The sequence below is a fragment of the Mesorhizobium sp. M6A.T.Cr.TU.017.01.1.1 genome, from assembly GCF_004023115.1.
GTDB classification, from domain to species: Bacteria; Pseudomonadota; Alphaproteobacteria; order Rhizobiales; family Rhizobiaceae; genus Mesorhizobium; species Mesorhizobium mediterraneum.
In genome coordinates, this window is sequence record NZ_RZTA01000128.1 from 3472 (window position 1) to 16368 (window position 12897).

15 protein-coding genes are annotated in these 12897 nt (G+C 63.0%); 4 read left to right on the plus strand and 11 right to left on the minus strand.

The window, feature by feature from the left end; genetic code table 11:
- The 4 genes from EOB36_RS35465 to EOB36_RS28735 all read right to left on the minus strand — a co-directional run.
- On the minus strand, nucleotides 1–402 hold a 402-nt coding region (locus EOB36_RS35465), incomplete at its 3' end, for an ATP-binding cassette domain-containing protein (RefSeq protein ID WP_245467922.1).
- Between the two features lie 59 nt (nucleotides 403–461).
- Nucleotides 462–1430, minus strand: coding sequence for a sugar ABC transporter substrate-binding protein (locus tag EOB36_RS28725; RefSeq protein WP_095489158.1), 969 nt, complete (start codon nucleotides 1428–1430; stop codon nucleotides 462–464).
- Between the two features lie 57 nt (nucleotides 1431–1487).
- Nucleotides 1488–2510, minus strand: a complete 1023-nt coding sequence (locus EOB36_RS28730; protein ID WP_095489159.1) for an ABC transporter permease — start codon at nucleotides 2508–2510, stop codon at nucleotides 1488–1490.
- Nucleotides 2511–2727: 217 nt separating this feature from the next.
- Entirely contained in the window at nucleotides 2728–3492 is a 765-nt protein-coding gene (locus EOB36_RS28735; protein ID WP_095489160.1) for a phytanoyl-CoA dioxygenase family protein, read from the minus strand.
- Between the two features lie 180 nt (nucleotides 3493–3672).
- Here EOB36_RS28735 and EOB36_RS28740 point away from each other — a divergent pair, with 180 nt between their 5' ends.
- Entirely contained in the window at nucleotides 3673–4527 is an 855-nt protein-coding gene (locus EOB36_RS28740) for an AraC family transcriptional regulator (protein ID WP_245467923.1), read from the plus strand.
- Nucleotides 4528–4566: 39 nt separating this feature from the next.
- Here the strand turns inward: EOB36_RS28740 and EOB36_RS28745 are convergent, their stop codons facing one another.
- The 7 genes from EOB36_RS28745 to EOB36_RS28775 all read right to left on the minus strand — a co-directional run bounded on the left by EOB36_RS28745 (nucleotide 4567) and on the right by EOB36_RS28775 (nucleotide 9691).
- Nucleotides 4567–5118, minus strand: a complete 552-nt coding sequence (locus EOB36_RS28745) for a cytochrome c (RefSeq protein WP_245467924.1) — start codon at nucleotides 5116–5118, stop codon at nucleotides 4567–4569.
- On the minus strand, nucleotides 5115–5513 hold the full coding sequence (cueR, locus tag EOB36_RS28750) for a Cu(I)-responsive transcriptional regulator (RefSeq protein ID WP_095489162.1): 399 nt from the start codon (nucleotides 5511–5513) through the stop codon (nucleotides 5115–5117). Before cueR ends, EOB36_RS28745 begins: the two co-directional genes overlap by 4 nt.
- Nucleotides 5514–5955: 442 nt before the next feature.
- Nucleotides 5956–6693, minus strand: a complete 738-nt coding sequence (locus EOB36_RS28755; RefSeq protein WP_127203934.1) for an SCO family protein — start codon at nucleotides 6691–6693, stop codon at nucleotides 5956–5958.
- Between the two features lie 13 nt (nucleotides 6694–6706).
- Nucleotides 6707–7234 (minus strand): TlpA disulfide reductase family protein, encoded by a 528-nt coding sequence (locus EOB36_RS28760; protein ID WP_128244338.1) that lies wholly within the window; start codon nucleotides 7232–7234, stop codon nucleotides 6707–6709.
- Between the two features lie 14 nt (nucleotides 7235–7248).
- Nucleotides 7249–7689 (minus strand): DUF411 domain-containing protein, encoded by a 441-nt coding sequence (locus tag EOB36_RS28765; RefSeq protein WP_095489164.1) that lies wholly within the window; start codon nucleotides 7687–7689, stop codon nucleotides 7249–7251.
- A gap of 29 nt (nucleotides 7690–7718) precedes the next feature.
- Nucleotides 7719–9077 carry a multicopper oxidase family protein gene (locus EOB36_RS28770; protein WP_128286211.1) on the minus strand — a complete coding sequence of 453 codons (1359 nt, stop codon included), beginning with the start codon at nucleotides 9075–9077 and terminating at the stop codon, nucleotides 7719–7721.
- A 218-nt stretch (nucleotides 9078–9295) separates the two neighbouring features.
- Nucleotides 9296–9691, minus strand: a complete 396-nt coding sequence (locus tag EOB36_RS28775; protein WP_245330098.1) for a hypothetical protein — start codon at nucleotides 9689–9691, stop codon at nucleotides 9296–9298.
- 903 nt (nucleotides 9692–10594) lie between these two features.
- On the opposite strand from EOB36_RS28775, the gene EOB36_RS28780 reads away from it, so the two are divergent.
- The 3 genes from EOB36_RS28780 to EOB36_RS28790 form a co-directional block, all read left to right on the plus strand.
- Entirely contained in the window at nucleotides 10595–11662 is a 1068-nt protein-coding gene (locus tag EOB36_RS28780; RefSeq protein ID WP_128286212.1) for a type III polyketide synthase, read from the plus strand.
- On the plus strand, nucleotides 11659–12372 hold the full coding sequence (locus EOB36_RS28785) for a methyltransferase domain-containing protein (RefSeq protein ID WP_095489167.1): 714 nt from the start codon (nucleotides 11659–11661) through the stop codon (nucleotides 12370–12372). Before EOB36_RS28780 ends, EOB36_RS28785 begins: the two co-directional genes overlap by 4 nt.
- On the plus strand, nucleotides 12369–12897 hold a 529-nt coding region (locus tag EOB36_RS28790), incomplete at its 3' end, for an FAD-dependent oxidoreductase (protein ID WP_128286213.1). The genes EOB36_RS28785 and EOB36_RS28790, both read left to right, overlap by 4 nt.

The window sequence follows — 12897 nt, forward strand, 5'->3', positions numbered from 1 at the left end:
GGTCAAGGCGGCGCGCGCCTCGCGCCGCATCTCCTCGCGCGGCACCAACGACACGGCCGACCGCGCCGCCATGTCCGACATCATGATGTTGTCGGCGATGGTCAGCGTCGGGCAGAGCGCCAGTTCCTGATAGACCACGGTGATGCCGGCGGCCCGGCTGGCCAGCGGCGAGGCGATGGTGGCCTCCTCGCCGTCGATGCGGATTTCACCGCCGTCCGGCTGCAGATCGCCGGCAAGGATGTTCATCAAGGTCGATTTGCCGGCGCCGTTCTCGCCGATGACGGCATGCACCTCGCAGGGGCGGAAATCGACGGAAATGCGGTCGAGCGCCAGCACCCCGGGAAACCGCTTGGTCAGGCCGGAGATCTCGACGATGGGGGCAGGGCTCTGTTGCTCTGTCATGGGCTGGCTGGACGAAGAGCTGCCGACCCAAGGCCGGCAACTCCCGTCACGCTGGCTTGTTACTTCTTGGCGACCTCGGCGATGTTTTCCTTGGTGTAGACGCCGACGCCGGTGTCGAGATTCTCGATCGGCTGACCCTTGAGGAACTGGACGATCAGGTCGACCGCGGCAAAGCCCTGCTTCTCCGGCGCCTGGTCGATCGTCGCCTCGACATTGCCGTCCTGGACGAGTTGCACCGTCTGGTCGAGCAGGTCGAAGCCGACCACCTTGACCTTGTCGGCCGCGTTGTTGCGCTCGACCCAGGTGCCGGCGGCCGGCGTCGAGCAGCATTCGAGCGACAGCACGCCCGATATCGCTGGGTTGGCCAGCATGGCGTTCTCGATTGCCGCATAGATCTTCTGCGGATCGGTGCCGGTGTTGAGCGTTGAGACCACCTCGATGCCGGGCTCGGCGGTGAGCGCCTCGCGCGCGCCCTTCTCGCGGTCGAGCGACCACTGGGCGGCGGCGTCGATCGTGGTGATCATCACCTTGCCCTTGCCGCCCAGCACCTTGGCCATTAGCTTGCCGGCCTCGCGGCCGGACTGGACGAGGTCCTGGCCGGCGAAGGCGAGGCGCTTGCTTTCGGGATTGTCGGTGTTGAAGGTCACGACCGGGATGCCGGCGGCGATGACCCGGTCGATCAGTGGCGCCAGCGCATCGGTCGAGACCGACGAGATAGCAAGTCCGTCCATCTTGCCCATCAGCGTCTCGATCTCGCTGATCTGGCCGTCGGCGTCGGCGCCGACGGGGCCGATGAATTGAGCGCCGACCTTGTCCTCCTTGGCGGCGCGCTCGACCCCGGCCTTCATGAACGGCGCGAATTCGTTGGAGACGTCGTGGTAGGAGACGTAGATGTCGAGCGGCTCGCCGGCGGCGATCTTGGCCTTGATGCGGTCGGCCAATGCGAAATCGGCCAGCTTGGCGCCGGCATGGGCCGACAGCGGCAACAGGCTGAGCGCGGCTGCGAGAATGACATGTCTGAGTTTCATGGATAGTCCTCCCTGTTGTTGGCCTTTTGACTGGCCTGTTGCTTTGGTTTTCCTGCTTCAGCTCGGCCGGCGCGTGCTCCATTTGTCGATGCCGACCGCTATGATGATGACCAGACCGATCATCAGTTCCTGGACGAAAGGCGATACGCCCATCAGCACCAGTCCGTTGCGCATCACGCCGATGATCAGGACGCCGAGAATGGTGCCGAGGATCGTGCCTTCGCCGCCCGAAAGCGAGGCGCCGCCGACGATCGTCGCGGCGATGACGTCGAGTTCCAGGCCGAGACCGGTGCGTCCGGCCTGACCGCTTGGCAGGAAGGCCAGGCTCAAAATGCCGGCGAAGGCCGCTAGCACGCCCATCAGCACGAAAGCGCAGATCTTGACCGAGTTGACGGAAATGCCTGAAACACGCGCGGCCTTGGCGCTGCCGCCGACGGCGTAGACCCGGAATCCGAAATTGGAGAATGACAGCACCACCCAGGCAAGTGCTGCGATGATGACGAAAAACACCAGCTGCATCGGGATGATGCTGAATAGATAGCCCTGGCCCATGAAGCCGAACGTCTGCAGGACCTCGGGCAGGGCGCCGTTGCGGGCGTTCACCGTCACCGGCTGGCCGTTGGTCAGGATGAGGGCAGCACCGCGCACGATCGACAGCATGCCGAGCGTCGCAATCAGCGACGGCAGCCGGCCATAGGTGGAAAGCACGCCGTTGACGAGCCCGATGGCGACGCCGGTGAGCAGGCCGACGCCGATCGCCGGTAGAAGCGCCCAGCCGGCGATGATCAGCATGCCGGTGGCGAGGCCGGAGAATGCGTAGGTCGAGCCGACCGACAGGTCGACCTCGCCGGCGATCAGCACGAATGTCATGCCGACCGCCATGATCCCGAGCAGTGAGATCTGGCGACCGACATTGAGCAGGTTCAGCGACGTCAGGAACCCGTCGGTGGCGAAGGACAAAAACAGGCATAGCACGAGCAGCGCGATGAACACGCCAGCTTCGCGCGCCCGCAACAGCCGCGCCAGCGTCAATCGGTCCGCGGCTGGCGCGCGCGCGCCGGTCCTGACCGCATCGGCCATACAGCATCCTCCCTGTGTGTGGCGAACCGCCGGTCACGACCGGCACCGCCACTCCTCTTCCGGTTCCATCCTCGACCCGAACCGAGCTCGTGTGCGGGTCGATGCATGAGAGCCTATTCCCAAACAGAATCAGGATGCGGCTCTATCTCCCTGCCTTTCCACGATCTTTCCAATCATGGTTGGTGCGGGCGCGATCGCCCGTGCCTTGCTGTCGACGTCAGGACGCCTTGCGGAACGAACCGGCAGGCACCTTATGCAATTCGTCGTAATTTCCGTATTCGCGCACCTTCTTGAACGGCGCGTTCTCGATGGCGTTGTAGGAGCAGATATAGCCCCAGCGATAGGTGTCCGAACGATTGGCGTCGGAGCGGTGCAGCAGATTGCCGTCGAAGATCAGCGCGTCGCCGGCTTCCATCTCGACATAGATATGCTCGTAGCGCTTCAGCGCCGCTTCCAGATGCTCCTGCTCGACATTGGTCTGGTCGTTCTCGCGGATGTGGTTGAGGCGGCCGAGCTTGTGCGAACCCTTGAGCACCTGCAGGCAGCCATTTTCGCGGGTCGCCTTGTCGAGCGCGACATAGATGCTCATCATCTCCGGCGCGAGGCAGCCGTAATTGTACCAATAGCCGAAATCCTGATGCCATTCCCAGGCGCCGCCCTCATTGGGTTGCTTCATCGTCATCTTGTGGCTGTAGAGATAGATGGGTTTGCCGACGGCATCCTGGGCGAGATCGACCATGCGCTCGTCGCGCGCCAGAAGACCGTATTTGTCGTCCTCGGCCTTGGTCCACATCTTCAGGAGGGTGGTCTTGCCTTCCTTGTCGCCCTTGGCCATGACGGCTCCGCTCCTGGTCTCCGCCTCGAGCTGCCTGCGTGCGTGGTCACGAAAATCGTCCACCTCGGCCACGCTCAGCAGCCCCTTGCGGATAATGTACCCGTCGCTGATGTAGTGTTCCGTTTCTTCCTTGGTCATCGCGAGCATCGTCTTGCCTCCCTGGTCTTCGCGAACGGGCCCTCAGTGGCGCGATGCGCCTCGAGGGCCTTGGGAAGAGCGGGTCCATGCAACTGAATGCCGACCTCGCCTGCCTCTTGAAAGCAACCTTAGCGGTGCTTGGCAGGGAACAAAATGGACAGCACCGCGCAGTTTTTGTATAAAACGCGCATGCGAGGAAGAACGTCGGTTCTCGAGAGTTTCCACTATGTGCCGGCGGCCGGATGGACGCGCACGGCGTTTAGCGTGCTGCGCGCCGGCAAGGTCGCCGCGGCGCCGGATTACCGGATAGAACGCGCGACCTATCCCGGCCAGGACATCCTCTATTGCCTGTCGGGCCACGGTATCGTGGAGACGTTGGGACAGCGGCTGGAGGTGCGGCCGGGCCAACTGGTGTGGATGGCCAACGAGGCGCCGCATGTGCATGCCGCCGACGAGCACGATCCGTGGAGCCTGCTCTGGTTCAGGCTCGACGGCCCGGACCCGGGGATCCTGCGGCGCAAGCTGTTCGGAGAGGGGACCTTGCGGGCCGTGTTCCCGGAAGCCATGAGTCCAGTCGCGTGGTTCGAGCGGCTGTTTGCCGCGTTGCGGCGGCGCGACGCCAGCCTTGATTTCAGGCTCAACCAACTGGTCGCCGAATTCGTGCTTTTGGTCGACCGGGCGCTCGCCGGCTCCGGTCCTGATGATTTGCCGAAGCCGCTAGCCGCTGCCCTGGACGCCATGCGCGGTGAACCCGGCTTCGCCTGGACGGCACCCGACCTGTTCGCCGTTACCGGGCTCGGTCCCTCGCAGATCCGGCGGCTGTTCCAAAAACATCTGCGGACAAGCCCGCATCAGTGGCTGATGCGCGAGCGGCTGATGCAGGCGCAATCGCTGCTGGTGCAGAGCGACCAGCAGCTGGCCGAGATCGCCGAAGCCTGCGGCTTCTGCGACGTCTATCATTTCGGGCGCGAGTTCAAGCGCTCGGTGGGAATCTCGCCGGCCGCCTGGCGCCGCAGCGAATTAAGCGCCGGGCCGGGACATTAGCTGGAACGTCGACTGATCAAAACGTGCTCGGTCGGGCCTTCACAGGACCTTCTGCCGGAACTTCGAATGACAGCTTGAGCAATCCTGCAGGATAAGATGCAACAGGTGCTCGGCAGGAGTTTTGGCAGGATCGGCTTGCGCCGCTGCCGGCCGCTTGCCAAGCAGGCTGCCGCCGCCCATCGCCGGGCCGGTACCCATCCTCATGTCGTCGGTGATGCTGGCGGGCGCCCGCTCGGCCTTGGCGGCAAGCGTGGTGGCCAGCGTCCCGATGTGACGGGCCAGAGCCTCGAATTCCGAACGGGCTTGATCGATTTCCAACTTGGCGCCCGAAGGCGCGCCCAATGTCGCGCTCGGAAATTCCGTGATAAGCGTAGGGCCGGTGCGGGCGCGGATGGTCTCGGCCGCCGCCTTGAACGCCTCGGCGTCATAGGCCAGCTTGCCGTCGAACATCGCGGCGATCGTTTTCGCGGCGGCGGCCATCTCCTTCATCGAGGACTGGCGCGTCGCAATGATTGGGTCAGGTCCAGCCGCGGCCACCACCGCGGAGGCGCAGGCAAGCGACAGCATCACGGTGGCGGCGGTCCATTTCACTGAACCAGGCCTTCTCCCGCCAGTTCGTCGATGATCGGGCAGTCCGGCCGCTCGTCGCCATGGCAATGCTCAACCAGATGATGCAGCAGGCCGCGCAATCCCACCAGTTCGGCGATCTTCCTGTCGATCTCCACGAGCTTGGCTTTGGCAATGGCCTTCACGTCGGCGCTGTCGCGGTCCCTGTCTTGATAGAGCGACAGCAACTGGCGGCACTCGTCGACCGAAAAACCCAGGCTGCGCGAGCGCTGCAGAAATCGCAAGCGGTGGATGTCGTCTGCCGAATAGTCACGATAGCCATTCTCCGTCCGGGCCGGGCGCAAAAGCCCGATGTCCTCATAGTAGCGTATCGTCTTGGACGGCAGGCCGGATTTTTCGGATGCGATACCAATGTTCATGATGAAAATCTCCTTGGTCAGTGGGAAAGTAAACCTTCCTGTAGCTAGAAGGTCAACCCGGTATGGCAATTTGGATGCCCCGCCGCAGCCGTCCCACAGGTTCGGCGCGTCCACGATCTGCTCGTCGGTAAAACCGTGCTTGCGGACTGGGAATTTCACCTGTCCGCGATCCTTTCTCCATCGCGGTCCTGTCGCTCTTCGGGTCGCGATCGTCAGCCCCGTCAGCTTCGCAGGTATTTGAGGAGCGCTGCAATCACGAGCACAAGGGCGACAAGCACCAGGACCCATGTGAGCCCCATGCCGCCCATCATCCACATACCCATTGGGCCATTCATCATTGCGGTCGCCTCTATGGTCGGTGGAAGCCCGCCCTCGCCGGTGAGCATCGGCGATTCCGATGGGAATAAGTTCGTCGTAAATTTCGGTCAAGACGAATGGTGCCTCAGAACATGCCCTTGATTTTCGCCCACCACCCCGTTTCCTTCTCATGGTGCGGGCGCTCGACATTGTTGGTCAGCGCGTTGACGAAGGTGACAAGATTGACCGCCGCGAAACTCAGGCCGTGGAAATTCGCGCGCCAATGGCCTTGTTTGTCGATCACATGCGTGACGGTGCCGTGCATCTGGTAACCGCCATCGGTCAAGGCGAACTTGTGGCCGAAGGCTTCCGCGAGCTTCCGGGTCGCATCCTCAGGCTGACCCGCGGTCGTGGTCAGGAACAGCCAATTGACCGGGTCGAGCCCGTGCGCCGGTCCGTAATTGCGCAGCACGTCCGGCGTGTCCCTCACAGGGTCGGTGGTGATGGTCACAAAGGTCACCTGGCCTTTCATCGGCGTGCCGTTCACCATTTTCTGGATCTCGGCGATCTTCTCGGCATGCAGGGGGCACACATCGGGGCACGATGTGTAGATGAAGTGGAGGATGACGACCTTGCCGCGCAAATCGACCAGCCGCACGACACGCCCGTCGGCGGTACGCAGTGTGAAATCGGGCGCCGGTCTGTCGAGCGTCTGGAAATATTTCTCGTCGCTCTGAAGCATGGCATCGACTTCGCCGAGCGAGTGAGCTTGCGCCGGATACGCAAAGCCTGCGATCAGCGCCGCGATGGCAATTACGCGTAGCAGCAAACGCCTCCATTCGTTCAAAGCCGGCGCGACGCAGCGAGCCTTTGGCTCGGACATATCTGTTCCTTTCTCACCTGGCAGCGATGCGGCTGCGGATGAAGTCGACCATGTCGGGCGCGTCCCATTCCGCCGGGCCGATCAGCCGGCCGACTTCCTTGCCGTTGCGATCGATCAGCAAAGTCGCTGGAAGGCCGACGGTGCCAATGGCGAACATGGCCTTGCCTGAGGTATCGATATTGAGGGCGAGGTGCTCGATGCCGATCTCGGCGAAGAACTTTTTCACGATGTCCGGGCCGGCGCGGTCCATCGACAGCGCGACGACCTCGAAATCCGGCCCGCCGAGCTCGGCCTGCAGCCGGTCGAGCGTCGGCATCTCCTTCCGGCAGGGGGCGCACCATGTCGCCCAGACGTTGAGCAGCACGATTTTGCCGGAAAAATCGGCAAGGCTTCGGGGTCGACCATCGCCGTCCTCGAAGCTGATTTCTGGCACCGGCACCGGGGTTTCGTGAACGGCAAAATTCTGCGGCGGTTCGGAAGCCGATGCCGACCGCGAAAACACCAGCAGCATGCCAACCAGGGCCATGGCCAGTTTGCTCATGGTCACGACTGTTTTCACCGCGTCGCGTAGACGGTCGGCGCCTTGCCGTCCTTTGTGAAGGCGTAGATCGTCCAGGTCCCTGACTTCTCGCCGCCCATGCCGGGCGCGCCGGTCGGCATGCCGGCCAGGGTGATGCCTGATATGGCGGGGCGTTCCGTCAAAAGCTTCCTGACGATGTCGATCGGCACTAGGCCGTCGATGACATAGCCGTCAACCATCAGCGTGTGGCAGCCTTCGAGGTCGGCGGGGACGCCGGCATCGCTGCTGATCTGCGACAGATTGTTGACCGGCTTGATATCGACCTTGAAGCCGTTCTGCTCGAGATAGGCGGCATAGGACTCGCAGCAACTGCATTGCGGGTTCTTGTACATCACCGCTTCGATCGTGGCGGCGACCGCGGGCAGCGGCGTTGCGATCAGCGCGGCAAGGGCGGCGAGGCGGTAGGTCAGTTTCATTGCAGTTCTCCTTCGTTGAACGAATGGATTCAGGTTACGCGGAAGACGGTCATCAGGCCGGCCATCTGGTGGTCGGCGACATGGCAGTGCAGCATCCAGTCGCCGGGATTGTCGGCGACGAAGGCGCATTCGATCGTATCTTTTGGGGCAAGCAGCACCGTGTCTTGCCATTGCCGGTGCGGCACCGACGAACCATTGCGCGAAAGCACCGACATGCTGAAGCCATGGATGTGCATCGGATGCCACCAAGCGGTTTCGTTGCGCATGGTGAGATGACAGGTCGTGCCGCGTCTCAGCGTGAATTGCGGCGCCATGCCGGCGTGGCCGTCGCCGGTCATCGACGTGCCGTTGATCGCCCAGGCGGCCTCGCCATTCATACCGGGCATCCCCATGCCCATCATGCCGCCGACGCCGGCGAGCTTGCCACCACCCATCATGCCGCCTTGCAGCACGATCTCCTGGCGCTCGGCCCCGGCGAGATCGGGGGCCGGCAGCGGATTGCGCGGCAGGCCGACAGGCGCGTCGAGAGGATGCGCGCGCAGCGGCGGCGCCTCGTCATAGGCGAGCGTGGTCAGTGTGTAGGCGAGGCCATCATAAAAATCGTCGATCACGGCGTAGCGCTTGCCCGGATCGCCCTGCATGTCGAGCATCACATCGATGCGCATGGCCGGCGCGAGCACAAGGCGCCAGCTATCCGGTTCGTGCGGGTCGCAGGGCTGGCCATCGATCGCGACGACAACCGGGCGATGACCTTCGAAGCGCAAGGCCATGATGCGGGCGAGCGACGCATTGGCCAGCCGCAGCCTGATCCGTTCGCCCGCTTTCACCAATTGGTCGGCCGGCACCGTGCCGTTGATGGTGACGACGTTGCCGACGCGGCCGGACATCGCCGCATCCATCATGTTGCCGAAGCCGGCAGCGATCTGCCCATCCTTGGCAAGTCGCCAATCCTGCAGCAGCCACAAGAGATCGCGGTCGACGGCGACCGGCTCGGCCTCCTCGACGATCAGTGCGCCGGCAAGGCCGCGGCCAAGTTGCACCAGGCTGTCGGCATGAGGATGATACCAGAAGGTGCCGGCATCGGGCGGCGTGAACTCATAGACGAAGCTCTCGCCCGGCTTGATCGGCTTCTGGGTCAGGCCTGGCACGCCGTCCATCGCATTTGGCAATCGTATGCCATGCCAATGAACCGTAGTGTCCTCGTCGAGCCCGTTGTCGACGACGATACGGGCCGGCTCTCTTTGCCGCAGGCGTAGCGCTGGGCCGGGAACTGTCCGGTCATAGGCCCATACCGGGGTTTGCGGGCCATCGGGGCCGGTGAGCCGGGCCTGGCTCGCCGCAACCCTGATCCGGCGCTCCTCCATGGCGGATACCCACCTGGGACGCATCGATGCGGACGCGGCAACCCCCGCCGCCGCAACGAGAAACCTGCGGCGTGAAATCAAATAACTGGAATCGGAATGCACCCTTATGCCCTTTGCGATCTCGATCGACGGCGACCGTCCGACATCGATTGACCTGCTGTCCGCGCCCGCTACGCCACAATGAGCGCAGTGGGCGATCGAGCGCCGACAATCAGCCGCAGGACGGCTGAAACGGCGTCAGATCAGATCGCTTGTCTTGGAGGGTATGGGTCGGGCAGGGAACTTCGCCCGTGAAGAAGCGGGGTCGGTAGCGCCAACGGCTCCTGCATCCGCGCAACTATCCTCATGGCGATGCCTTGCGGCAGCACCGCGAGCACCGGTGCGATGCAGGTCGGCGGGCAATGCATAGGATCGCCTTTGTCGCCGGCTCCTTTGGGGCACGCCTTGCAGTCGCCAGCCATGTCGGACGACATGGCCGTGTCCGCGTCGGAGTGCATGACCATGGCTTTGTCCGACGTCGTCGTCATCATCTGCGCCGACATGACGCTCGCCTGAGCGCCGGCAAGGCTGAACCCGGCGGTCAGGAAGACCGCGAGCAGCATGACAAGCAATTGCTTTGCCGACCGGCGTGCCATCATGCGCATAGGCTGGCCTCAAAGTGCGGCTTTTGCAAGTCCCAATGCCCTGACATCAAGACGAGAAAGAAGCCTTGGCTTCATACCGCTCACGCAATTTGGCGACCGGCTTCGAGAGTTCGCAACCCCCAGCGGACCGATGCGACGCAATTGCTGGCGTGCGCAGATCAACATCGTGCTTTGCTTAAACGATCGGGCGATTGGAATCGGAACACTTGCAGCAGGAAAACGCGTGACACAGCGGCGTCAGCTAGCGCTGCGGTATGGGTTTCGGAGTAGATCCAAGTGACTACTTAGTCCTGCGTCGCCTTTTCGCTAAAGGCGAATGTTAACGAAGGCCAAGGAAGCTGAGTATCGCTATTACGATAACGACGGCCCCAACCAGCCAGATGATATTGTTCATGACAGCTCTCCTTTGTCTTTTCCGCGAATCCCGGGCAGCTGGACATAATTTGTGGAACGCCTGCTCGGCATTCTTGTTCCAATAGCCGCCCTCAGGACCGGGAGGCCCGCGCCTCTGGAGGAGCGCGGGCCGACCGGGGTACGGGCCCCGATCCAGCAGCCAATATCCGGGAGATACCCGCTGTCATCCTACAACTGTTAGTATGCGCTAATGTTCCGTCGATGCAGGAAAAAGACGGTGCCCGGTGGGTGCCGGACGCAAGGCGCCTCGGCCCGCGGCTCGCATCTTGCCAGAAGCGCGGGCTCTCCCGTCGACGCCTCGGCGATGGAGCCTATATTGCTAGTGCCGGCGAACCGCAGCATCGCCTTGCAACAGCGTGTGCTGAATCTCGGGATGAAATCAGTTTTCGGAAACGTTTATCGAACAACGCTCCATCCTTGGTGAGCAAAGACCCTCCGGCGGTGGCCTCACGTTACACCGTGCATACGCCGAGGAGACAGAATATGCCGGCCAAAGCCTATATCAACCGGATCGCGACAGCGGTGCCGGAGCATGAGGTTCATCAATTCTATCTGCGTTTCGCGGCCTCGATGCTTGCGGCCGATCGCCGAAGAATTTTCGAACGCATGGCTGATCTCGCCGGCATCGAGCGCCGCTATTCCTGCTTTGCACCAGCCATCGACCCCGATGGACCAACTGCCGATCTTGCCGGGACTTTTATCCGGGGCGCCTTTCCTGGAACGGCCGAGAGAATGGCAATGTTCGGAGATGCCGCGCCTGTTCTGGCGCAAAAAGGCGTCGACGGATTGCAGCTTGGCGATGACGCTCGCCGCATCACTCATCTCATCGTTACCACCTGCACCGGTTTTTCGGCGCCCGGCATCGATCTGGAACTGGTTGCGCGGTGCGGCCTGCCGGACAGGGTCGAACGCACTATGATTGGTTTCATGGGATGCTACGCGGCGATCAACGGTCTCAAGCTTGCCCGCCACATCGTCCGCTCCGACCCTCGCGCCAAGGTCCTCCTGGTCAATATCGAACTCTGCACGCTGCATCTGCGCGAAACGACCGAACTGGAAAAGCTGCTGTCGTTCTGCCTCTGGGGCGACGGCTGCGCGGCCGCGCTCGTCACCGCAGAGCCGGCCGGCGTCGAGCTCGAGAGCTTTCATTGTATCGTGGCGCGTGAGCGGCGGGATCTGATGAGCTGGAGCATTCGCGACCACGGCTTCGAGATGGTTCTTTCCGGCCAGGTCCCGGCAGCGATTCATGAAGCGTTGCGGAGCAACCAGGACGCCATTCTCAGCGGCCGGACAGCGGAAGCGGTCGACCTTTGGGCCGTTCACCCGGGTGGACGGTCGGTTCTCGACGCCGTCGAAAGGGCTCTGAAACTCGCGCCCACCGCGCTGGAGCCATCGCGCGAGGTGTTGCGCCGATACGGAAACATGTCGTCAGCGACCGTCATGTTCGTGATGAAGGAGATGCTGAAGGCGCCGCCGGGCCTGCTCGGCTGCGGCATGTCGTTCGGACCCGGGCTGACGGCCGAAACCATGCTTTTTCGAACCGTGTCATGAGTGGCCTGGAGCACCGTAAGCTTGCGCCGGAAATCCTTGACGGACTTGCGGCCGACGATCCGCGAGCGCTTGCCACGCGCCGCGACCTTCGTCACATCAACGCGCTGATGTTTCAGGCAAAGATCATGGCGTCGCTGCTCGGGAAATTTGTGCCAAAGCCGCCACGCCGGATTCTGGAGATCGGCGCCGGCGATGGCTCCTTCATGCTGGCGGTAGCGCGGCGCATGGCCGGGCAATGGCCTGGGGTCGAACTGGTGATGCTCGACCGCGTCGACCTCATCACCGCGCAATTGCGTGGTGATTTCGACAGGCTGGGGTGGACGGCCGAAGGCATCACCGCCGATGTCTTCGACTGGGCAAGAAAGAATGAGGGCAGGCGGTTCGACGCGATCACCGTCAATCTGTTTCTGCATCATTTCGACGATGCCGAGCTCGTGCGCCTGTTTTCGCTGATGGCGCCGAAGGCCCCGCTGCTGTTGGCGACAGAGCCATTGCGGGCAAAACTGGCGCTGGCCGCTACCCGTCTTCTCCCGGCAATCGGCGCCAATGACGTCACACGAAACGACGCCGCTCAAAGCGTGCGTGGCGGCTTTCGCGGCAATGAGCTTTCCGGTCTCTGGCTTGCGGCAAAAGGCAAACCGGTCGAGGAACGGCGCGCCGGCCTTTTTTCCCACATTTTCGTCGGTGCCAGCGCCGGTGATGACCTATGACGCGGACCCATGACGCGATCATCATAGGCGCCGGCCCGGCAGGCACGTCCGTCGCGCTCACGCTGGCCCGGCGCGGGTGGGCCGTGGCTATCGTGGAGAAGAGCGCGTTCCCGCGCCGCAAGGTCTGCGGCGAATATATATCGGCAAGCAATCTTGCGCTTCTGGACCAGCTGGAGATCGGCGATGCCTGGCGTGCCAATGCCGGCCCCGAAATCCGCCGCGTCGGCTTCTTTTCCGGCGAAGCTAGTGTCGAGGCGCCCATGCCTCCTGCAAAAAATGGGCCCCGTGCAAAAGATCGGCCCGCTGCAAACGATGGTTTCGGCCGGGCGCTTGGCCGGGACATTCTCGACTGTCTGCTTTTGCAGGCGGCGCGATCGGCGGGCGTCGAGATATTTCAGCCTTGCCGCGCCGTCGCCATCGAGCGGGATGGCGAGGTGCAAATGGTGCGAATTCAAGCCGGAGACGAAACGTCGATGTTACGTGCCTCGGTGATTGTCGCCGCACACGGCTCCTGGGAACCAGGAC

Excerpts from the sequence above, each read along its gene's own strand:
- EOB36_RS28730 (WP_095489159.1), bottom strand. The coding sequence starts at position 2,510 with ATGGCCGATGCGGTCAGGACCGGCGCGCGCGCGCCAGCCGCGGACCGA.
- EOB36_RS28775 (WP_245330098.1), bottom strand. The coding sequence starts at position 9,691 with ATGATGGCACGCCGGTCGGCAAAGCAATTGCTTGTCATGCTGCTCGCG.
- EOB36_RS28740 (WP_245467923.1), top strand. The coding sequence starts at position 3,673 with ATGCGAGGAAGAACGTCGGTTCTCGAGAGTTTCCACTATGTGCCGGCG.
- cueR (WP_095489162.1), bottom strand. The coding sequence starts at position 5,513 with ATGAACATTGGTATCGCATCCGAAAAATCCGGCCTGCCGTCCAAGACG.
- EOB36_RS28785 (WP_095489167.1), top strand. The coding sequence starts at position 11,659 with ATGAGTGGCCTGGAGCACCGTAAGCTTGCGCCGGAAATCCTTGACGGA.
- EOB36_RS28735 (WP_095489160.1), bottom strand. The coding sequence starts at position 3,492 with ATGCTCGCGATGACCAAGGAAGAAACGGAACACTACATCAGCGACGGG.
- EOB36_RS28770 (WP_128286211.1), bottom strand. The coding sequence starts at position 9,077 with ATGCGTCCCAGGTGGGTATCCGCCATGGAGGAGCGCCGGATCAGGGTT.
- EOB36_RS28765 (WP_095489164.1), bottom strand. The coding sequence starts at position 7,689 with ATGAAACTGACCTACCGCCTCGCCGCCCTTGCCGCGCTGATCGCAACG.
- EOB36_RS28755 (WP_127203934.1), bottom strand. The coding sequence starts at position 6,693 with ATGTCCGAGCCAAAGGCTCGCTGCGTCGCGCCGGCTTTGAACGAATGG.
- EOB36_RS28725 (WP_095489158.1), bottom strand. The coding sequence starts at position 1,430 with ATGAAACTCAGACATGTCATTCTCGCAGCCGCGCTCAGCCTGTTGCCG.
- EOB36_RS28780 (WP_128286212.1), top strand. The coding sequence starts at position 10,595 with ATGCCGGCCAAAGCCTATATCAACCGGATCGCGACAGCGGTGCCGGAG.
- EOB36_RS28760 (WP_128244338.1), bottom strand. The coding sequence starts at position 7,234 with ATGAGCAAACTGGCCATGGCCCTGGTTGGCATGCTGCTGGTGTTTTCG.